Genomic DNA, 20351 nt, shown 5'->3' on the forward strand with positions numbered 1-20351 from the left:
TCCTTCGGGTGGTGCGGTTCTCGGGCAGTCGGGGTGTCATGGAGTTCACGAGGCGAACAGGGGGCGTTCTCGGTCCAGGTGCGCCTGCGCGACCACGTCGAGCACGGGGTCGGACAGGTCGGCGAGACCGGTGGCCGCGAGATCCGCGGTCCGGTCGCACAGCTCGGAGAGCGCAAAGGTGCAGGCCGCCACGTCCGCAGGGTCGAGGGCGAGCAGGCGCTGCGCGGCGATCGCGGACCCCGTCATCGTGGTGTAGACGAGAACCATCGCGGCCTCGGTGTCGCTCATCCCGCAGACCCGCGCGGCCTCGCCGGACGCCACCGCCAGGTGCGGGCGGGCACCGAGAACCGACCAGTCATGCTCGGGCCACACGTGTTTGGACAGCCGCAGGAGCCCGCGGCCCTGGGCCCGGGACGCGGCACGCCCGGCAGGGGACGGGGTCCGCGCGTCGGTCTCCGCATCGGCCTGACCCGGGGCGAGCGCACCCCCGCACACCGCCGCGGCGATCGACCCGGCGACCAGCCCGGTGCTGCGGATCCGCCTACGCAGGTAGGCGTCCAGCGTCGCGAGGTCCCTCACCAGCCCGCAGGCGATGGCCTCCTCCACGCCCCCGGAGTGCACGTGCCCTCCTGTGGGCAGCCGGGAGTCGGCCAGCGCAAGCAGGTTCGCCAGTCTCGAGGTCATCGCGTACGCACCGCCATCAAAACAGGAAGTACCGCTGGGCCATCGGCAGTTCGGTGGCGGGCTGCTCGCGCCACACCTGCCCGTCGATCCGCACGGTGAATGTGTCGGGGTCCACCTCGATATGGGGCCGAGCGTCGTTGAGCGGCATGTCCGCCTTGCCCCGCGCGCGCACATCGAGCACCGGTACCAACCTGCGGTCCACGTTCAGCCGGTCGGCCAGCCCGTCCTCGATCGCCTGCGGCGCCACGAAATGCACCGAGGTCGCGGCGGCAACCTTCGGGGCGGCGCCGAACATCGGCCTCGGCAGCACCGGCTGCGGGGTCGGGATCGAGGCGTTGGCGTCGCCCATCGCGGCCCAGGCGATGGCGCCACCCTTGATCACCGCGTGCGGACGGACCCCGAAGAACGCGGGCTCCCAGAGCACCAGGTCGGCGAGCTTGCCCACCTCCACGGACCCGATCTCGGCGTCAAGTCCGTGCGCGATCGCCGGGCAGATCGTGTACTTGGCCACGTAGCGCCTGGCCCGGTTGTTGTCCGCGGCGCCGTCGCCGGGCAGGGCCCCGATCCGGCGCTTCATCACGTGCGCCGACTGCCACGTGCGCAGCACCACCTCACCGATCCGGCCCATCGCCTGCGCGTCGCTGCCGATCATCGAGATGGCGCCCATGTCGTGCAGCAGGTCCTCTGCCGCGATGGTCGACGGCCGGATCCGGCTCTCCGCGAACGCCAGGTCCTCGGGGATGGACGGGTCGAGGTGGTGGCACACCATGAGCATGTCCAGGTGCTCGTCGAGGGTGTTCACCGTGTGCGGGCGGGTCGGGTTCGTCGAACTGGGCAACACGTGCCCCTGCGCGGCAACGGTGATGATGTCGGGCGCGTGCCCGCCGCCCGCCCCCTCGGTGTGGTAAGCGTGGATCCCGCGGCCTGCGATGGCCGCGAGGGTGTCCTCGACGAAGCCGGCCTCGTTCAGTGTGTCCGAGTGGAGCGCGACCTGGACCCCCGCCGCATCGGCGACGGACAGGCAGGCATCGATCGCCGCCGGGGTCGAGCCCCAGTCCTCGTGCAGCTTGAATCCCGATGCGCCGCCGCGCAACTGCTCCCACATGGATTCCGCGCTGACGGTGTTGCCCTTTCCGAGCAGCGCGATGTTCATCGGCCACCCGTCGAGCGCCTCCAGCATCCGCGACAGGTGCCAGGCGCCTGGCGTCACGGTGGTGGCCTTCGACCCCTCGGCCGGGCCGGTGCCGCCGCCGATCAGGGTGGTGATCCCGCCACCGAGCGCTTCCTCCATGATCTGCGGGCAGATGAAGTGCACGTGGCAGTCGATCGCGCCCGCGGTCAGGATCCGTCCGTTGCCCGCGATGATCTCGGTGGACGGTCCGACGACCAGGTCGGGATGCACCCCCGTCATGGTGTCCGGGTTGCCTGCCTTGCCGAGCGCGACTATCCGGCCGTCCCGGATCCCGACGTCCGCCTTGATGATTCCCCAGTGGTCGAGGACCACCACCCCGGTGATGACGGTGTCGGGTGCCCCTTCGGCGCGGGTCGCGCGCCCCTGTCCCATGGATTCGCGGAGCACCTTGCCACCGCCGAAGACGGCTTCCTCGCCCGCCAGCCCCGGACCGCCGGAGCGGTCCTCGGTGATCTCGATGAACAGATCGGTGTCGGCCAACCGGATCCGGTCGCCGGTGGTGGGTCCGAAGAGGGCGGCATAGCGGGGCCTGCTCAACGAGGTCATCAGCGGTCCAGCTTTCCTGGCGCGGTCAGGTTCAGGCCGTGCACTTCACGGGTGCCACCGATCGGGACCAGGCTCACGCACTGGCTCAGCCCGGGCTCGAAGCGAACGGCGGTACCCGCGGGGATGTCGAGACGGAGCCCGTGCGCGGTCGCGCGGTCGAAACGCAGCGCCGCGTTCGCCTGCGGGAAGTGCACGTGACTGCCGACCTGGATCGGCCGGTCGCCGACGTTGAGCACCTCGAGCTCTGTCCGTGGCGCGCCGGGATTCAACTCGATCTCGCCGTCGGCGCAGAGGATTTCACCGGGGATCATCTGCTGCTCCTACGCGATCGGATGGTGGACGGTCACGAGCTTGGTGCCGTCCGGGAAGGTGGCCTCGACCTGGACGTCGGCGAGCATCTCGGGCACGCCCTCCATCACGTCCTCGCGGGCGAGCACCTCGCGACCGGACGCCATCAGCTCGGCGACGGTGCGGCCGTCCCGCGCGCCCTCGAGCAGGTGGTCGGTGATGATGGCCACCGCCTCGGGATGGTTGAGGAGCAGACCCCTGCCCCTGCGACGCCTTGCGAGTTCGGCGGCGTAGCTGAGCAGCAGCCGTTCCTGCTCATGGGGTGACAGGCGCATCCGTCCTCCTTGTCATGTGCCGGGCGGGTGCCCGGAGGGGCAATGGTGCCACGCGGACCGGGAGCGATCTCATCCTCCCCGGCCGGTTGATACGGCTGTAAGAAGACCGAAACATGCAGGCAACACGCCTCTCTCGACGCAGCGACGGCCCGCGGGAGCGGATCGCCAGTAGCATCGAGCCTGTGACCGAGGCGACGGAACGCACCAGCCCGCCAGTCGTGTTGCGCGTGCTCGTGTACAGCGACAACGCGAACACCCGCGCCCAGGTCATCAGCGCGATCGGGACGCGGCCCGATCCGGATCTGCCGGAGCTGGAGTACGTCGAGGTGGCGACCGGAGCCGTCGTGATCGGGCACCTGGACGCGGGCGGCATCGACCTGGCCGTCCTGGACGGGGAGGCGACCCCCGTCGGCGGGATGGGTATCGCCAAGCAGTTGAAGGACGAGATCCGCGACTGCCCGCCGATCCTGGTGCTGACCGGCAGGCCCGACGACGCCTGGCTGGCCAACTGGTCGCGAGCCGAGGCCTCGGTACCGCGGCCGATCGACCCGATCCGCCTCGCCGAGGCCGTCGTCACCCTGCTGCGCGCCGCCGCGTAGCTCCGCGGTTCGCCGCCGGACACGCCCGCGAACCACCGAGCGCGAACTCCCCAGACCGGTAGGGTGAGATGTAGCTCACATCGACCCGAGTCGGGATAGTGCGGCTCGTTCGGCCGGAGTGATCGCGCGGGAAGTGCTTCGGATCTTGGGAGCGTGGCATGGGGCGAGCCTGGCAATTCGGACCGACGAGTCGGTCCGAGATCGACTGCCGCATCGGTCCCGCGCGCGTGCTGGAACGACCGTCCGGAACCGGGCGGCCAGGCTCGCACAGAGGGGAGCTCACCCGGCATGAACGTCTACGTGCCGATCCTCGTACTCGGAGCGATCGCAACGGGATTCGCGATCTTCTCGGTGATCGTGGCCTCGATCGTCGGCCCGAAGCGGTACAACCGGGCCAAGCTCGAGGCGTACGAGTGCGGCATCGACCCGATGCAGCAGCCTGCTGGTCGGGCCACCGGCCAGCGCATCCCCGTGAAGTACTACCTGACGGCGATGCTCTTCATCATCTTCGACATCGAGATCGTCTTCCTCTATCCATGGGCCGTGCACTTCGACGCACTCGGCCTCTTCGGTTTCGGCGCGATGGCGCTGTTCATCTTCAACGTTGCCGTTGCCTACGTGTACGAGTGGCGCAGGGGCGGCCTGAGCTGGGACTGAGCGACCGCTCGTGTAGTGCCGGAATCGATCTCACACGAAATCCGAACCGAGAAGAGTAGCGAGATGGGTCTCGAGGAGAAACTGCCGAGCGGCTTCCTGCTGAGCACGCTCGAGGGGCTGGCGGGGTTCGCCCGAAAGGGCTCCCTCTGGCCGGCGAGCTTCGGCCTCGCCTGCTGCGCGATCGAGATGATGGCCACCACGTCGGGGCGCTACGACCTCGCCCGCTTCGGGATGGAGGCGTTCCGCGCCTCGCCGCGGCAGGCGGATCTGATGATCGTCGCGGGCCGGGTCAGCCAGAAGATGGCCCCGGTCCTCCGCCAGATCTACGACCAGATGGTCGAACCCAAGTGGGTGCTGGCGATGGGGGTGTGCGCGTCCTCGGGCGGCATGTTCAACAACTACGCGATCGTGCAGGGCGTCGATCACGTCGTCCCCGTTGACATCTACCTGCCCGGGTGCCCGCCACGGCCGGAGATGCTGCTGAACGCGATCATCACGCTGCACGAGAAGATCCAGCAGATGCCGTTGGGCGCCAACCGCGAGGAGGCGGTGCGGGCCGCCGAGCAGGCCGCGCTGGCCTCCACCCCGACGTTCGATCTCGGCACCCCCGGGGTCTGCTCCGGTGAGCCACAAGGAGAACGACCGCGACGAGGGAGCCCGGCGGATCGACGCGGAGGCGACCGCGGGCCCGGAGGGTGCCGTGCCATCGGCACATCCCGAGGACGAGGAGCTGATCGGCGTGCGCCGGGGCATGTTCGGGGTGCACGGCACCGGCGACACCTCCGGCTACGGCCGGCTGATCCGCCCGGTCACCGTGCCCGACAGCGCGCCTCGCCCGTACGGCGGCTACTTCGACGAGGTCGCGGACGCCCTCGAGGCGGCGCTCACCGAGGCGGGCACGCCGTTCGAGGAGGCGATCGAGAAGGTCGTCGTCTTCCGGGACGAGCTGACCTTCCACGTCCGGCGGCAGCACCTACCGCTGGTCGCGCGGACCCTGCGCGATGAACCCGACCTCCGATTCGAGCTGTGCCTCGGCGTGAACGGCGTGCACTATCCGCAGGACACCGGCCGGGAACTGCACGCGGTCTACCCACTCCGGTCGATCACCCTCGGCCGCCTCATCAGGCTCGAAGTGTCGGTGCCCGACGGCGATCCGCACGTTCCGTCGCTGTACGGGGTGTACCCGACGAACGACTGGCACGAGCGGGAGACGTACGACTTCTTCGGGATCGTGTTCGACGGCCATCCGTCGCTGACCCGGATCGAGATGCCCGACGACTGGCAGGGCCACCCGCAGCGCAAGGACTACCCGCTCGGCGGTATCCCCGTCGAGTACAAGGGCGCGCAGGTGCCGCCGCCGGACGAGCGGAGGGCGTACAACTGATGAACGAGACCGAACAGAACCTCACCGTCACGGGACAGGACTGGGACGAGGTCGTCTCCTCCACCGCCGGAACAGCGACCACTGGTCGCTCCGCAGGCTCCGCTCCTGCCGGCGCCGAACGCATCGTCGTCAACATGGGCCCGCAGCACCCGTCCACGCACGGGGTCCTCCGCCTCATCCTCGAGATCGAGGGCGAGACGGTCACCGAGGCGCGCTGCGGAATCGGCTACCTGCACACCGGGATCGAGAAGAACCTCGAGTACCGGAACTGGATGCAGGGTGTCACCTTCGTCACCCGGATGGACTACCTGTCACCGTTCTTCAACGAGACCGCGTATTGCCTCGGGGTGGAGAGGCTCCTCGACATCACCGACCAGGTCCCGGAGCGGGCCAACGTCATCCGGGTGATGCTGATGGAGCTCAACCGGATCTCCTCCCATCTGGTGGCGCTGGCCACCGGCGGGATGGAGCTGGGCGCGATCACCCCGATGCTCTTCGGGTTCCGCGAGCGCGAGTTGATCCTCGATGTCTTCGAGGTGATCACCGGCCTGCGGATGAACCACGCATACATCCGTCCCGGCGGCCTCGTCCGGGACCTTCCGCCCGGCGCGGACCGGAAGGTTCGTGAACTGCTCGCGATCATGCCGAAGCGACTGCGGGACATCGAGTTGCTGCTCAGCGACAACGCGATCTGGAAGGCCCGCACCGTGGGGATCGGCTATCTCGATCTGACCGGCTGCATGGCACTCGGCATCACCGGTCCGGTGTTGCGGGCCACAGGCCTGCCACACGACCTGCGCAGGAGCGCGCCTTACTGCGGCTACGAGGACTACGAGTTCGACGTCATCACCGATACCGGCAGCGACTGCTACGGGCGCTACCGGATCCGGGTCGACGAGATGGCGGAGTCGTTGAAGATCGTCGAACAGTGTCTCGACCGACTGCGGCCCGGCCCCGTCATGGTCGAGGACGAGAAGATCGCCTGGCCGGCCGATCTCGCCCTCGGCAGCGACGGACTCGGGAACTCCCCTGAGCACATCGGCAAGATCATGGGGACCTCCATGGAATCGCTGATCCACCACTTCAAGCTCGTCACCGAGGGGCTCCGGGTACCGCCGGGGCAGGTTTACACGGCGGTCGAGTCGCCCCGAGGCGAGCTGGGCGTGCACATGGTCAGCGACGGCGGCACCCGCCCGTTCCGGGTCCACTACCGGGACCCCTCGTTCACCAATCTCCAAGCAGTGGCGGCCATGTGCGAGGGCGGGATGGTGTCCGACGTCATCGCCTCGGTCGCCAGCATCGATCCGGTCATGGGCGGAGCTGATCGCTGATGTTGCAGGGACGAGGCGACGAGCGCGCGACCAACGTGTCCGTGAGCGGGCCACCCGGTGCCACCGGACCGATCTTCCTCGAGCTCGGGCCGCGTCCTGACGAGAAGGGTCAGCTGGTCCGCCCCGGTGCCCGCGCGGACTACCCGCCCGACGTCCACGCCCGGTTGGCGGCGGATGCGGCGGAGATCATCGCGCGCTACGGCGAGACGAGCGCGGCCCCTGAGGCGCGCTCGGCGCTGTTGCCACTGCTGCATCTCGTCCAGGCCGAGGACGGCTACCTCACCCCCGCCGGAATCGAGTTCTGCGCAACGCGACTGGGCCTCACAGGGGCCGAGGTCACCGCGGTGGCGACGTTCTACTCCATGTACCGCCGCAATCCGACCGGCGACTTCCACGTCGGGGTCTGCACCAACACGCTCTGCGCGGTGATGGGTGGCGATGCGATCGCCGCCACCCTCGAGGAGCATCTCGGCGTCGGCAACGGCGACACCACCGCCGACGGCAAGATCACGCTCGAACGCATCGAGTGCAACGCGGCGTGCGACTTCGCCCCGGTCGTGATGGTCAACTGGGAGTTCTTCGACAACCAGACCCCTGATTCGGCCAGGGAGCTGGTCGACGGCCTCGCGGCAGGCGACGAGGTCACCCCGACCAGGGGCGCCCCGCTGTGCACCTTCCGGGAGACCGCCCGGATCCTCGCCGGGTTCCCGGATAACCGGCCCGGCGCGCTCGAGGCGGGCGGCGGCGCGGGTGATCCCACCCTGGTCGGCCTGCGAATCGCCCGCGAACTGGGCATGGAGGCGCCCGTCGCCGCTCCTCCGCCCGAGCCCGCCGCCTCCCCCGACGAGACGGACCAGCCGCTGGCCGGCGCGGCGCCGGAGCCCTCCGCCTCGCCCACCTCGTTGTCCCCCGTCCTGAGCCGGTACTGGGACGACCCCAGATCCTGGACGCTGGAGACCTACCGCAGGAACGACGGCTACCGGGCGCTGGACAAGGCCCTGCGCATGGATCCCGATCAGGTGATCGGGACCGTGAAGGACTCCGGTCTGCGCGGACGCGGGGGTGCCGGATTCCCCACCGGCACCAAGTGGGGGTTCATTCCGCAAAGCCAGGAGACGGGCGGGCCAGCGGCCAAGCCGCACTTCCTGGTGGTGAACGCGGACGAGTCCGAGCCCGGCACCTGCAAGGACATGCCGCTCATCCTGGCAACGCCGCACGCGCTGGTCGAGGGCGTGATCATCGCGGCGTACGCCATCCGCTCGAGCCGCGCCTTCATCTACCTGCGGGGCGAGGTCGTGCCGGTGCTGCGTCGTCTGCAGGCCGCGGTTGCCGAGGCGTACGAGGCGGGGTATCTCGGCCGGGACATCCTCGGCTCCGGTTACGACCTGGAGCTGGTGGTGCACGCGGGCGCGGGGGCCTACATCTGCGGCGAGGAGACAGCGCTGCTCGATTCGCTCGAGGGCCGCCGCGGACAACCCCGACTGCGCCCACCGTTCCCGGCGGTGGCCGGCCTGTACGCGAGCCCGACCGTGGTCAACAACGTCGAATCGATCGCCAGCGTCCCGCCGATCATCCTGCGCGGGCCGCAGTGGTTCCGCTCCATGGGCAGCATGGAATCGCCCGGCTTCACCCTGTACTCGCTCTCCGGCCACGTCGCCCGGCCCGGGCAGTACGAGGCGCCACTTGGCATCACCCTCCGCGAGCTACTCGAGTACTCGGGCGGCGTGCGGGCCGGACATTCGCTCAAGTTCTGGACCCCTGGCGGATCGTCGACCCCCCTCTTCACCGCCGATCATCTCGACGTCCCGCTGGACTACGAACACGTCGCGGCGGCCGGCTCGATGCTCGGCACCAAGGCATTGCAGATCTTCGACGAGACCACCTGCGTGGTCCGAGCGGTGCTGCGCTGGACCGAGTTCTACGAGCACGAGTCCTGCGGCAAGTGCACCCCTGCCGCGAGGGCACCTACTGGCTGGTCCAGATCCTCGAGCGCCTGGAGGCGGGCGACGGCACCGAGGCGGACCTGGAGAAGCTGCTCGACATCTCCGACAGCATCCTCGGGAAGTCCTTCTGCGCCCTCGGCGACGGCGCGGCCAGCCCGATCATCTCCTCCATCAAGCACTTTCGTGACGAGTACCTGGCGCATTTCGAGCTCGGCCGGTGCCCGTTCGATCCGGACCGGTCCACTCTCGATCCGAGAGGACACATCTGATGACGGTGAACACGAACAGCGACGCGACGGATCTGCCCATCCCCGAGGAGCTCGTGTCGGCCACCATCGACGGCGTCCCGATCGCGGTTCCCAAGGGAACTCTTGTGATCCGCGCCGCGGAGATGATCGGCATCCAGATCCCCCGGTTCTGCGACCATCCGCTACTCGACCCGGTCGGCGCCTGCCGCCAGTGTCTGGTCGACGTCGAGGGCCAGCGCAAGCCGCTCGCGTCGTGCACCACGACCGTCACGGACGGCATGGCGGTCCACACCCAGCTCACCTCGCCCGTCGCGGACAAGGCGCAGCGGGGCGTGATGGAACTGTTGCTGATCAATCATCCGCTCGACTGCCCGGTCTGCGACAAGGGCGGCGAATGCCCGCTGCAGAACCAGGCGATGTCCAACGGCCGGACCGAATCACGGTTCGGCGGGGTCAAACGCACCTTCCCCAAACCGATTCCGCTGTCCTCCGAGGTCCTGCTCGACCGGGAGCGGTGTGTGCTGTGCGCCCGGTGCACCCGCTTCTCCCAGCAGATCGCGGGCGACCCGTTCATCGAGTTGTTGGAGCGCGGCGCGCTTCAGCAGGTCGGCATCTACGCCAAGGAACCGTTCGAGTCCTACTTCTCGGGCAACACTGTGCAGATCTGCCCGGTCGGCGCGCTGACCGGTGCCGCCTACCGGTTCCGCGCCCGGCCGTTCGACCTGGTGTCCAGCCCGAGCGCCTGTGAACACTGCGCCAGCGGTTGTGACCTCCGCACCGATCACCGCCGCGGCACCGTGTTACGCCGGATGGCGGGCGACGACCCGGAGGTCAACGAGGAATGGAACTGCGACAAGGGCAGGTGGGCGTTCACCTATGCCACCGCCCCCGATCGCATCACCACACCGATGGTCCGCGCCGAGGACGGCACGCTGGTGCCCGCCTCCTGGCCGGAGGCATTGGCGGCGGCGGCGCGCGGTTTGAGTTCCGCAGTAGGGGGTGCCGGAGTCCTGGTCGGCGGCCGGTCCACCCTGGAGGATGCCTACGCCTACGCGAAGTTCGCGCGGGTGGTGCTCGGCACCAACGACATCGACTTCCGCATCCGGCCACACTCCTCGGAGGAGGCCGACTTCCTGGCCGCCCGTCATCGGGTGACCGTCACCTATCAGGACCTCGAGAACGCGCCGACCGTACTGCTCGTCGGGTTCGAGCCCGAGGAGGAGTCACCGATCGTCTATCTGCGACTGCGGAAGGCCGCGCGACGGGGCTCGCTCGTGGTGCTGTCGATCGCGCCGTACGCCAGCCGCGGTCTGGCGAAGATGTCGGGCCGGCTGCTGCAGACGGTGCCTGGCGGCGAGGCGGCGGCGCTCGACTCGCTGTGGGGGTCGGAGCAGTTGCGAGCGGCGGGCGCCGTGATCATGGTCGGCGAACGCCTCGCGGCCATCCCTGGCGCGCTGTCCGCCGCGATCCGGCTCGCCGATCAGACCGGGGCCCGGCTGGTGTGGGTACCCCGCCGGGCAGGCGACAGGGGCGCCCTGGAGGCGGGCGCCCTCCCTCAGCTGCTGCCCGGCGGCAGGCCGGTCGCCGATGATGCCGCCCGCAGGCAGGTGGCACAGGTGTGGGGCCTCACGGATCTGCCTGCGATGCGGGGCCGGGATTCCGCGGACATCCTCGCCGCCGCGCGCGACGGCCGGCTCGGGGCGCTGGTGGTCGGCGGCGTAGAGCCGGGCGACATGGCCGACCCGCGGGCCGCCCTGGCCGCCATCGAGGCGGCCGGTTTCGTGGTCAGCCTGGAGCTGCGCCACAGCGAGGTCACCGAGCGCGCCGATGTGGTCCTCCCCATCGCCCCGGTGGCGGAGAAGCCCGGCACCTTCCTCAACTGGGAGGGGCGCCCACGTGCCTTCGACGCGGCCCTTCCAGGCATCGGCGCCATGCCCGATCAGCGGGTGCTGGACGCCATCGCCGACCGGATGGGCACGCCGCTCGGGCTTCCGGACGCCGCGGCAGCGCGCGCCGAGCTCGCGCGGCTCGGCCCGTGGGACGGGGCGGCGCCCGCCGCGCCGGACCTCGCACCCGCCGAGCCGACGCCTCCGGGCCCGGGCGAGGCGGTCCTGGCGGGTTGGCGAATGCTGCTGGACTCCGGCCGCATGCAGGACGGGGAGCCGCACCTCGCGGGGACCGCGCGGACCCCGGTGCTGCGTCTGTCCGCCGCCACTGCCGCCGAGATCGGCTCCGCCGAAGGGGATCCGGTGACCGTCAGCACCGAGCGGGGATCGATCACCCTGCCGTTGGCCATCACGGACGTGCCGAACCGGGTGGTGTGGCTGCCGCTGAACTCCCCCGGGTCCGCGGTGTTCCGTGAGCTCGCCACCCTCCCCGGCGGCCTCGTCCGCATCCAATCCGCGACAACCGGAACGGAGCGGTGATGGACACAGGGAGCAGCTATACAGATCTGTCGGCGTTCGGCCACGATCCGTTGTGGCTCGTCCTCGGCAAGGCCCTGGCGGTCTTCGTCTTCCTCGTCCTGACCCCGCTGCTGGCCATCCTCGTCGAACGCAAGGTGCTTGCCTGGATGCAGATGCGGGTGGGGCCCAACCGGGTCGGTCCGAAGGGAACGCTGCAGAGCCTGGCCGACGGCATCAAGCTGGCGCTCAAGGAGGGCATCGTCCCGAGCGGCGTCGACAGACCGGTCTACCTGCTCGCACCGATCATCGCGGTGGTACCGGCCTTCATGGCGTTCGCCGTCATCCCGTTCGGTCCCGAGGTGTCGATCCTCGGCCACCAGACTCCGCTGCAACTCACCGATCTGCCGGTCGCCGTCCTGTACATACTCGCGGTCACCTCGGTCGGTGTGTACGGCATCGTGCTCGCCGGGTGGGCGTCGGGCTCGACCTATCCGCTGCTGGGCGGGTTGCGCTCGACGGCACAGGTGATCTCGTACGAGGTCGCGATGGGATTGGCGTTCGCCGCGGTCTTCCTGTGGGCGGGCACCATGGCCACCTCGGGCATCGTCGCCGCGCAGGAAGGCACCTGGTACGTCTTCCTGCTCCTGCCCTCGTTCCTCATCTACGCCACCTCGATGGTCGGCGAGACCAACCGAGCGCCGTTCGATCTCCCCGAGGCCGAGGGCGAGCTGGTCGGCGGCTTCCACACCGAGTACTCCTCGCTCCGCTTCGCGATGTTCATGCTCGCCGAGTACATCAACATGGCGACCGTCTCGGCACTCGCGACCACGCTGTTCCTCGGCGGCTGGCACGCACCGTGGCCACTGAACATGTGGGACGGCGCGAATACCGGATGGCTTCCCGTGCTGTGGTTCACGGCCAAGGTCTGGGGCTTCCTGTTCGTGTTCATCTGGTTGCGCGGGACGCTGCCCCGGCTGCGTTACGACCAGTTCATGAACCTCGGCTGGAAGATCCTGATCCCCGCCGCACTGGTCTGGGTCGTCGTGGTCGCCGCGATGCGGACCCTGCGGAACGAGGGGTACGGCTCCCTGCAGGTCTTTCTCTTCGGCGCGGGGACCGTCGTGGCGCTGGTCGCGCTCGGACTGGTGTGGCGACGGCTCCGGTCCGCACCGAAGCCCGCGGTAGCGCCCGCGCCGGCGGTGACCGGGGGCCCGATCGCACCCGCTGTCGAGGAGCCGTTCGACCCCATGGCGGGTGGTTTCCCGGTTCCGCCGCTACCCGGCCAGAGATTGCCCGCGTTCCGCCGCACCCCGGTATCCACGGGCGCCACCACCAAGGAGGGCGACGATGGTTGAGTTCCTAGGTCCCCTATCGGGATTCGGCGTGACCTTCCGAACGATGTTCGCGAAGCCCAACACCGAGTTCTATCCGGAGGAGAAAACGCCGACCGCCCCCGGCTTCCACGGCAGGCATCAGCTCAACCGGTACCCGGACGGGCTGGAGAAGTGCATCGGGTGCGAGCTGTGCGCCTGGGCCTGCCCCGCCGACGCCATCTATGTGGAGGGCGCGGACAACACCGAGGCCGAACGCTATTCGCCCGGTGAGCGATACGGCCGCGTGTACCAGATCAACTACCTGCGGTGCATCGGATGCGGACTGTGCATCGAGGCGTGCCCGACCCGGGCGCTGACCATGACCGACGACTACGAGATGGTCGACGACAACCGGGCCGGATTGATCTACGAGAAGGATCGCCTGCTTGCGCCGCTCGAGCCGGGCATGACCCCGCCGCCACACCCGATGCAGCCGGGGAGCACGGACAAGGACTACTACCTCGGCACCGTGGGGCCGGACGCGGAGGGCACAGGCGCGGAGCCCGCGGAGCGCCAAGACAGCACAGGCGCGGAGCCCGCGGAGCGCCAAGACGAAACGAACTCCGAAGACGGGTCGCAAGCGTGAACGCGGTCGCCGCCGCGGCGCTACTCGCCGCCGAGCCCCTCGAACGCACGTCCACGGGCGAGGCGGTCCAGTTCTGGGTCCTCGCCGTGGTGGCCGTGATCGGCGCCCTTGGCGTCGTGTGCGCCACCAAGGCCGTCTATTCGGCCATCTTCCTGGCGCTGACCATGATCATTCTCGCGGTGTTCTACATCGCCCAGGACGCGCTCTTCCTCGGGGTCGTGCAGGTCGTCGTCTACACCGGCGCGGTGATGATGCTGTTCCTGTTCGTCCTCATGCTCATCGGCGTCGACTCCTCCGACTCGCTGGTGGAAACGCTTCGCGGCCAACGGATCGCCGCGATCGCGGCGGGGCTCGGATTCGGGGTGCTGCTGATCGCGGCCATCGGCACCGCGTCCGTCTACGTGGGCGGAGGCGTCGCCGAGACGAGCGAGCTACCTGCGGGCAACGTCGAGGCCCTCGCGGAACTCATCTTCATCCGCTATGTGTGGGCGTTCGAACTGACCGGCGCGCTACTGATCACCGCGACCATCGGCGCCATGGTGCTGGCACACCGCGAGCGGTTGTGGCCGCGCGCGGACCAGCGGGAACTCTCGCGTGACCGGGTTCGCCGCTGGAGCGAGGGGCCACGGGCGGCGATCGGGTGACCCCGTTGCCGAGTCCCGGCGTCTACGCCCGCAGCAACGCGGTCGACATGCCCGCACTGCTACCGGACGGGTCGTTCGCCCCGTCGTCGGTCAGCCGCATTCTCCAGCAGCGAGACATCTCGGCACCCGAATCGGAGACACCAGGAGAGGAGGGCACGCGGTGAACCCCGAGAACTACCTGTACCTGTCCGCCCTGCTGTTCACCATCGGTGCAGCAGGCGTCCTCGTCCGCCGCAACGCCATCGTCGTGTTCATGTGCATCGAACTGATGCTCAACGCGAGCAATCTGGCGTTCGTGACGTTCGCGCGGATGCACGACAACCTCGACGGCCAGGTCTTCGCGTTCTTCACCATGGTGGTCGCCGCCGCCGAAGTCGTTGTCGGCCTGGCGATCATCATGACCATCTTCCGCACCCGACGTTCGGCCTCGGTCGACGGCGCGAACCTACTGAGGTACTGACGTGACCGGGGGATCTGGCTGCTGCCCGCCCTGCCGCTGCTCGGCGCCACGGTGCTGCTGCTCGGCGGCAGGCGAACCGACAGGTGGGGCCATCTGTTCGCCTGCGCGATGGCGTTGGCGTCGTTCGCGGTCGGTGTCGTGTTCTTCGCCCAGATGCTGGGCCGCGACACCGCCGATCGCGCCGTCTCCGAGGACCTCTTCAGCTGGCTACCTGCTGCGGGCCTGCAGGTGGACTTCGGGCTCCTGCTGGACCAGCTGTCGATCTGCTTTGTCCTGCTCATCACAGGGGTGGGCTCGCTGATCCACATCTATTCGGTCGGCTACATGAAAGACGATGTGGCCAAGCGCCGTTTCTTCGCCTACCTCAACCTGTTCCTGGCTGCGATGCTGCTCCTGGTGCTCGCCGACAACTACCTCGGTCTGTATGTCGGATGGGAGGGCGTCGGCCTCGCCTCCTACCTGCTGATCGGCTTCTGGCAGTTCAAGCCGTCGGCGGCGACCGCGGCGAAGAAGGCCTTCGTGGTCAACCGCGTCGGTGACATGGGCCTGGTCGTCGCGATCATGATGATGTTCGCGACGTTCGGGTCGATCAACTTCGCCGGCGTCTTCGCCGCAGCCGACGGGGCGAGCGAATCGGTGGTCACGGCAATCGGATTGGCGCTGCTGCTCGCGGCGTGCGGCAAGTCGGCCCAGGTTCCGCTGCAGTCCTGGCTCGGCGACGCGATGGAGGGCCCGACCCCGGTGTCGGCGCTGATCCACGCCGCCACCATGGTCACCGCGGGCGTCTATCTCATCGTCCGATCCAATGTCATCTTCGACCTCGCGCCGGGCGCGCAGCTCGCCGTCGTGGTGGTCGGCGCGGTCACCCTCCTGTTCGGCGCGATCATCGGCTGCGCCAAGGACGACATCAAGAAGGCGCTGGCGGCGTCGACGATGAGCCAGATCGGCTACATGGTGCTCGCCGCCGGCCTCGGCCCCGCGGGGTACGCGTTCGCGATCATGCACCTGCTCACCCACGGCTTCTTCAAGGCAGGACTGTTCCTCGGCGCCGGGTCGGTGATGCACGGCATGAACGACGAGACCGACATGCGCCGGTACGGCGGATTGCGGGCGTTCATGCCGATCACCTTCGTCACATTCGGGCTCGGCTATCTGGCGATCCTCGGCATCCCCCCGTTCTCCGGCTACTTCTCGAAGGACAAGATCATCGAGGCGGCGTTCGGCGCGGGCGGCACCGAGGGCATCGTCCTCGGCACCGCCGCCCTGCTCGGGGCTGGCATCACCGCCTTCTACATGACGCGGGTGATGCTGCTGACGTTCTTCGGTACGCCCCGATGGCGAACGGACGATGCGCCCCATCCACACGAGTCGCCGCGCGTGATGACGTGGCCGATGATCCTCATCGCGATCGGTTCGGTCACCTCCGGCGCGATCCTGGCCTTCGGTGGGGCGCTCCAGCATTGGCTCGAACAGGTGGTCGGCGCCCACCATCCCGATCTCGCCGTCCCCGTGTGGGTGATCACCGTGACCACCCTTGTCGTGGTGCTCGCCGGTGTCGCGGTGGCCTATCGGCAGTACGCGGGGCAGAAGATCCCCGAGGTCGCGCCGGCCGCGGTCTCCCCACTCACCGTCGCGGCCCGCAGGGATCTGTACGGCGACGCAGTCAACGAGGCGGTGTTCATGCGTCCTGGCCAACATCTGACGCGGTGGCTCGGCTATTTCGACGGCAGGGGCATCGACGGCGCGGTGAGCGGGTTGACCGCGGCGATCGGCGGCGCCTCGGCGCGGATCCGGAGGCTGCAGACCGGCTTCGTCCGGACCTACGCCCTGTACATGTTCGCTGGCGCGGGCGCGGTGGCCGCGACGATGGTGCTGGTGGGTCTGCGATGAGCCTGCCCTGGTTGACCGCGATCTGGGTGGCGCCGCTCGTCGGCGCCACCGCCGTCCTGGCGCTGCCGGTGGACAAGCACCGGCTCGCCCGGTCCGTCGGGCTCGGCACCGCACTCGTGGTGCTCGCGCTGGCCGTGTCCGTGGCGGTCGGTTTCGATCCGGCGGGCGCCCAATACCAGTACGTCGAGTCACACGCCTGGATCCCGGCTTTCGGCACCCGGTACACCCTCGGGGTGGACGGCATCGCGCTGGTGATGGTGCTGCTGACGACCGTGCTGGTACCGCTGCTGCTGCTCGCCGGTTGGAACGACGTCCCCGAGCCGGAGCCGATCGGCAGGCGCAGGATCCACTTCTACGTGGCGCTCATCCTGGTGGTCGAATCGATGGTGCTGGTGTCGTTCACCGCCCTCGACATCCTGCTGTTCTACGTGTTCTTCGAGGCGATGCTGCTCCCGATGTACTTCCTCATCGGCGGATTCGGCGGTACCGATGCCACCGCGGTGACCAGACGGGCCAGCGTGCACCGGTCCCGCGCGGCGGTGAAGTTCCTGCTGTACAACCTCTTCGGCGGCCTGATCATGCTGGCCGCGGTGATCGGCTTGTATGTGGTGACGGTGCGGGAGGGCAGCCCGCTGCCGGGTGGGACCTTCGACTTCCGCGACATCGTCGCAGCCGCCTCCACGGGCGGGCTCGGCGTCGATCCGGGCGTCCTCAACGCGCTGTTCCTCGGCTTCATGTTCGCCTTCGCGGTGAAGGCGCCGCTGTGGCCCTTCCACACCTGGCTGCCGGGCGCGGCCACCGCCGCGACCCCGGCCACCGCGGTGCTCATGATGGCCGTCGTCGACAAGGTCGGCACCTTCGCGATGCTCCGCTACTGCCTGCAACTCTTCCCCGAGTCGTCCGCGTACTTCGCGCCGCTGATCGTCACGCTGGCGGTGATCGGCATCGTGTACGGCGCGTTGTTGGCGATCGGTCAGACCGACGTGATGCGGCTGATCGCCTACACCTCGATCTCGCACTTCGGGTTCATCATTCTCGGCATCTTCGCGATGACCAGTCAGGGGCAGGCCGGCTCGACGCTCTACATGGTCAACCACGGCATCTCGACCGCTGCCTTGTTCCTGGTGGCGGGATTCCTGGTCTCCCGCCGCGGCACAAGGGCCATCGCCGCGTACGGCGGCGTGCAGAAGGTCGCCCCGGTGATGGCAGGCACCTTCCTGGTCGCGGGCCTCGCGACCCTGTCCCTGCCCGGGCTCGCGCCGTTCGTGAGCGAGTTCCTGGTCCTGGTGGGCACTTTCACCCGCTACCCGGCCGCCGCGCTGATCGCGACCAGCGCGCTGGTTCTCGCGGCGATCTACGTGCTGTGGCTGTATCAACGCCTGATGACCGGTCCGGTGACCGAGGACAACAAGCGCATCCGCGACCTGGTGCCCCGCGAACTCGCGGTGGTGGCCCCGCTGATCGCGCTGCTCCTCGTCCTCGGTTTCTACCCGAAACCGGTCCTCGACATCGTCAACCCCGCGGTCAGTCAGATCATGACCACGATCGGTCAGCACGATCCCGCACCGACCGACCCGGCCCTCACCGGCCTCGTCGCCGATCAGGACAACCACGGAGGTGCGCCCCGATGAGGTCCCACGAAGCCCTCGCCCAGGCGGCGCTGCCCGCGCCGGACATCGAGTACGGCAGGCTCGCGCCGATGTTGATCGTGTTCGGGGTGGCGGTCGTGGCGGTGATCGTCGAGGCGTTCGCGCCCACCCGGGGCCGCCTCACCAGCCACCTGGTGCTCAGTCTCGGCGGCCTCGGCGCGGCGTTCGTCGCGGTCGTGCTGCTGCGGGGAGATCACGGCACCGCCGTCATGGGCGCGGTCGTCGTCGACGGCCCCACCCTTTTCCTACAGGGCACGATCCTGCTGGTCTCGATCCTCGCGGTGTTGCTGATCGCCGAACGCAGCGGTCTGCGGGCCGAGGGCGGGGCGCGGCGGACGGCGGGCGCCTCGGTCCCGAGTCCGGCGGACGGCATCGACGCCTTCGCCCCGCAGGCGGCCGCGGTGCCCGGCAGCGTCGACGAGCTGGAGGCGACCAGGGCGGGAGTGATGCAGACGGAGGTGTTCCCGCTGACGCTCTTCGCGGTCGGCGGGATGCTGCTGTTCCCCGCGGCGGGTGACCTGCTCACCATGTTCGTCGCGCTCGAGGTGCTGTCGCTGCCCCTGTACCTGCTCTGCGGACTCGCCAGGCGCCGGCGCCTGCTCTCCCAGGAGGCAGCGCTGAAGTACTTCCTGCTCGGCGCGTTCTCGTCGGCGTTCTTTCTCTACGGCGTGGCGTTGTTGTACGGCTACGCGGGCACGGTGCGGCTCGCGGGCATCGCCGACGCGATCGCCGACGGCGGCGAGCTGCGGCCGGTGCTGGCGCTGCTCGGTGCCGGGCTGCTGAGCGTGGGCCTGCTGTTCAAAGTCGGTGCGGTGCCGTTCCATTCGTGGGTGCCCGATGTGTACCAGGGCGCCCCCACCCCGATCACCGCCTTCATGGCGGCGGCCGTCAAGGTCGCCGCGTTCGGCGCCATGCTGCGCATCTTCTACGTCGCCCTGCCGGAGCTGCGGGCGGACTGGCGTCCGATGCTGTGGGCCGTCGCCATCGCGACCATGCTGATCGGTGCCGTGCTGGCGATCACCCAGACCGACGTCAAACGCATGCTCGCGTACTCGGCGATCGCCCACACGGGATTCATCCTCACCGGCCTGATCGCCGGGAACGACGCGGGACTCTCGGCGACGATGTTCTATCTGCTCGCCTACGGGTTCAGCACCCTCGGCGCCTTCGCCTGCGTGATGTTGGTCCGGGACGGGCACCAGGAAGCTACGGAGATGGCCGGATGGGCGGGCCTCGGCCGACGCTCACCGGTGTTCGCCGCGGTCTTCGCCCTGTTCCTGCTCTCCTTCGCCGGAATCCCGTTGACCAGTGGGTTCGTCGGAAAGTTCGCGGTGTTCCGGGCCGCCGCCGAGGGCGGGGCCGTACCCCTCGTCATCGTCGGTGTGATCAGCAGCGCGATCGCCGCGTTCTTCTACGTGCGGGTGATCGTGCTGATGTACTTCTCCGACCCGACGCCGGAATCCGAGGCGACGACGGTCGTCGTGCCCAGCACCGCGACCGCAGCCGCGATCTGCCTGTGCGCCGTCGTCACGCTGATGCTCGGGATCCTGCCGCAGCCGGTGCTCGACCTGGCGGACAGGGCGGCGCAGTTCCTCCCCTGACGCGAAGCGCCGGGCTACTGGCCCCCGAGCCGGTCCGTGTCGGTGACGTTCGCGAGCCGCACCTGCCCCTTGGCCACCAGGCGATCCCGCTCGTCCACCACGGCGACCTGCCACAGCTGCTGCGTGCGGCCGCGGTGAACCGGCGTCGCCTCCGCGAAGAGGACACCATCGCGGGTGGCCCGCAGGAAGTCGGTGTTGTTGTTGACGCCGACCACATGCCCCCGGTCACCCAGCCAGATGCTGCCCGCGATGCTGGCGAGCGTCTCGACGACGGCGCAGTGCACGCCGCCGTTCATGATGCCCGCCGGCTGGTACAGCTCGGGCCTGACCGTCCACTGGGCACGGACCCGGTCACCACTGAGTTCGGTGTACTCGAGCCCCAACACCTCGCCGAATCCCTTGTTGAGGAACGGGGTTGCGGCAGCAGGGTCCATCCCGGACAGATCGCTCATCGAGGACACGTTGCTCATCTTCACACTCCATGGTTGCGGCCGGTCGAGTGAATGTACCTTTCGCCCGAAATGCCGACGGGCCCC

General features: G+C 69.1%; 16 protein-coding genes and 4 pseudogenes. 15 read left to right on the top strand and 5 right to left on the bottom strand.

Annotation, left to right across the window (positions count from 1 at the left end; all coding sequences use genetic code 11):
- Positions 1–45: 45 nt before the first annotated feature.
- From BTZ20_RS13620 to BTZ20_RS13635, 4 genes are read right to left on the bottom strand one after another with little or no spacing between them, the layout of a single operon-like run.
- On the bottom strand, positions 46–684 hold the full coding sequence (locus BTZ20_RS13620) for an urease accessory protein UreF (RefSeq protein WP_077041738.1): 639 nt from the start codon (positions 682–684) through the stop codon (positions 46–48).
- Positions 685–700: 16 nt separating this feature from the next.
- Positions 701–2422: an urease subunit alpha gene (locus BTZ20_RS13625; protein WP_027501478.1), complete on the bottom strand. Its 1722-nt coding sequence runs from the start codon at positions 2420–2422 to the stop codon at positions 701–703.
- Entirely contained in the window at positions 2422–2733 is a 312-nt protein-coding gene (locus BTZ20_RS13630; protein WP_077041739.1) for an urease subunit beta, read from the bottom strand. Before BTZ20_RS13630 ends, BTZ20_RS13625 begins: the two co-directional genes overlap by 1 nt.
- 9 nt (positions 2734–2742) lie before the next feature.
- The gene (locus BTZ20_RS13635) at positions 2743–3045 is read right to left on the bottom strand and encodes an urease subunit gamma (protein WP_077041740.1); all 303 of its coding nucleotides are present in this window, start codon (positions 3043–3045) and stop codon (positions 2743–2745) included.
- A gap of 182 nt (positions 3046–3227) precedes the next feature.
- On the opposite strand from BTZ20_RS13635, the gene BTZ20_RS13640 reads away from it, so the two are divergent.
- The 15 genes and pseudogenes from BTZ20_RS13640 (at position 3228) to nuoN (ending at position 19815) form a co-directional block, all read left to right on the top strand.
- The gene (locus tag BTZ20_RS13640; protein WP_077041741.1) at positions 3228–3644 is read left to right on the top strand and encodes a response regulator transcription factor; all 417 of its coding nucleotides are present in this window, start codon (positions 3228–3230) and stop codon (positions 3642–3644) included.
- 288 nt (positions 3645–3932) lie between these two features.
- Positions 3933–4301, top strand: a complete 369-nt coding sequence (locus tag BTZ20_RS13645; protein ID WP_077041742.1) for an NADH-quinone oxidoreductase subunit A — start codon at positions 3933–3935, stop codon at positions 4299–4301.
- A gap of 63 nt (positions 4302–4364) precedes the next feature.
- Positions 4365–4892: pseudogene (locus BTZ20_RS13650) on the top strand (NuoB/complex I 20 kDa subunit family protein); the annotation flags it as partial.
- Positions 4893–4965: 73 nt separating this feature from the next.
- On the top strand, positions 4966–5685 hold the full coding sequence (locus BTZ20_RS13655; protein WP_077043698.1) for an NADH-quinone oxidoreductase subunit C: 720 nt from the start codon (positions 4966–4968) through the stop codon (positions 5683–5685).
- Complete coding sequence (nuoD, locus tag BTZ20_RS13660) at positions 5685–7016, top strand: NADH dehydrogenase (quinone) subunit D (RefSeq protein WP_077041743.1); 1332 nt, start codon at positions 5685–5687, stop codon at positions 7014–7016. The genes BTZ20_RS13655 and nuoD overlap by 1 nt, the downstream gene beginning before the upstream one ends.
- Positions 7016–7822: pseudogene (gene nuoE, locus BTZ20_RS29475) on the top strand (NADH-quinone oxidoreductase subunit NuoE); the annotation flags it as partial. The gene nuoD and the pseudogene nuoE, both read left to right, overlap by 1 nt.
- A gap of 54 nt (positions 7823–7876) precedes the next feature.
- Positions 7877–9228 (top strand): annotated as a pseudogene (nuoF, locus tag BTZ20_RS29480) (NADH-quinone oxidoreductase subunit NuoF).
- Positions 9228–11633, top strand: a complete 2406-nt coding sequence (locus BTZ20_RS13675) for an NADH-quinone oxidoreductase subunit G (protein ID WP_077041744.1) — start codon at positions 9228–9230, stop codon at positions 11631–11633. Before nuoF ends, BTZ20_RS13675 begins: the two are co-directional and overlap by 1 nt.
- Entirely contained in the window at positions 11633–12967 is a 1335-nt protein-coding gene (gene nuoH, locus BTZ20_RS13680; protein ID WP_077041745.1) for an NADH-quinone oxidoreductase subunit NuoH, read from the top strand. Before BTZ20_RS13675 ends, nuoH begins: the two co-directional genes overlap by 1 nt.
- Positions 12960–13571, top strand: coding sequence for an NADH-quinone oxidoreductase subunit NuoI (gene nuoI, locus BTZ20_RS13685; RefSeq protein ID WP_083742671.1), 612 nt, complete (start codon positions 12960–12962; stop codon positions 13569–13571). The genes nuoH and nuoI overlap by 8 nt, the downstream gene beginning before the upstream one ends.
- Positions 13568–14379 (top strand): annotated as a pseudogene (locus BTZ20_RS13690) (NADH-quinone oxidoreductase subunit J). Before nuoI ends, BTZ20_RS13690 begins: the two are co-directional and overlap by 4 nt.
- Positions 14376–14675 carry an NADH-quinone oxidoreductase subunit NuoK gene (gene nuoK, locus BTZ20_RS13695; protein WP_077041746.1) on the top strand — a complete coding sequence of 100 codons (300 nt, stop codon included), beginning with the start codon at positions 14376–14378 and terminating at the stop codon, positions 14673–14675. Before BTZ20_RS13690 ends, nuoK begins: the two are co-directional and overlap by 4 nt.
- 12 nt (positions 14676–14687) lie before the next feature.
- On the top strand, positions 14688–16565 hold the full coding sequence (gene nuoL / locus BTZ20_RS13700) for an NADH-quinone oxidoreductase subunit L (RefSeq protein ID WP_077041747.1): 1878 nt from the start codon (positions 14688–14690) through the stop codon (positions 16563–16565).
- The gene (locus BTZ20_RS13705) at positions 16562–18196 is read left to right on the top strand and encodes an NADH-quinone oxidoreductase subunit M (RefSeq protein ID WP_077041748.1); all 1635 of its coding nucleotides are present in this window, start codon (positions 16562–16564) and stop codon (positions 18194–18196) included. Before nuoL ends, BTZ20_RS13705 begins: the two co-directional genes overlap by 4 nt.
- Entirely contained in the window at positions 18193–19815 is a 1623-nt protein-coding gene (nuoN, locus tag BTZ20_RS13710) for an NADH-quinone oxidoreductase subunit NuoN (protein WP_077041749.1), read from the top strand. The genes BTZ20_RS13705 and nuoN overlap by 4 nt, the downstream gene beginning before the upstream one ends.
- A gap of 14 nt (positions 19816–19829) precedes the next feature.
- On the opposite strand, the gene BTZ20_RS13715 is transcribed toward nuoN, so the two are convergent.
- The gene (locus BTZ20_RS13715) at positions 19830–20267 is read right to left on the bottom strand and encodes a PaaI family thioesterase (RefSeq protein WP_411269149.1); all 438 of its coding nucleotides are present in this window, start codon (positions 20265–20267) and stop codon (positions 19830–19832) included.
- Between the last annotated feature and the right edge of the window lie 84 nt (positions 20268–20351).

This window comes from Rhodococcus sp. MTM3W5.2, assembly GCF_001984015.1.
Lineage (GTDB): Bacteria > Actinomycetota > Actinomycetes > Mycobacteriales > Mycobacteriaceae > Rhodococcus_G > Rhodococcus_G oryzae.

Coding starts and splice junctions, on each gene's coding strand:
- nuoN (WP_077041749.1), top strand. CDS start 18,193: ATGAGGTCCCACGAAGCCCTCGCCCAGGCGGCGCTGCCCGCGCCGGAC.
- BTZ20_RS13705 (WP_077041748.1), top strand. CDS start 16,562: ATGAGCCTGCCCTGGTTGACCGCGATCTGGGTGGCGCCGCTCGTCGGC.
- BTZ20_RS13625 (WP_027501478.1), bottom strand. CDS start 2,422: ATGACCTCGTTGAGCAGGCCCCGCTATGCCGCCCTCTTCGGACCCACC.
- BTZ20_RS13675 (WP_077041744.1), top strand. CDS start 9,228: ATGACGGTGAACACGAACAGCGACGCGACGGATCTGCCCATCCCCGAG.
- BTZ20_RS13630 (WP_077041739.1), bottom strand. CDS start 2,733: ATGATCCCCGGTGAAATCCTCTGCGCCGACGGCGAGATCGAGTTGAAT.
- nuoD (WP_077041743.1), top strand. CDS start 5,685: ATGAACGAGACCGAACAGAACCTCACCGTCACGGGACAGGACTGGGAC.
- BTZ20_RS13645 (WP_077041742.1), top strand. CDS start 3,933: ATGAACGTCTACGTGCCGATCCTCGTACTCGGAGCGATCGCAACGGGA.
- nuoH (WP_077041745.1), top strand. CDS start 11,633: ATGGACACAGGGAGCAGCTATACAGATCTGTCGGCGTTCGGCCACGAT.
- BTZ20_RS13715 (WP_411269149.1), bottom strand. CDS start 20,267: ATGAGCGATCTGTCCGGGATGGACCCTGCTGCCGCAACCCCGTTCCTC.
- nuoI (WP_083742671.1), top strand. CDS start 12,960: ATGGTTGAGTTCCTAGGTCCCCTATCGGGATTCGGCGTGACCTTCCGA.
- BTZ20_RS13635 (WP_077041740.1), bottom strand. CDS start 3,045: ATGCGCCTGTCACCCCATGAGCAGGAACGGCTGCTGCTCAGCTACGCC.
- BTZ20_RS13620 (WP_077041738.1), bottom strand. CDS start 684: ATGACCTCGAGACTGGCGAACCTGCTTGCGCTGGCCGACTCCCGGCTG.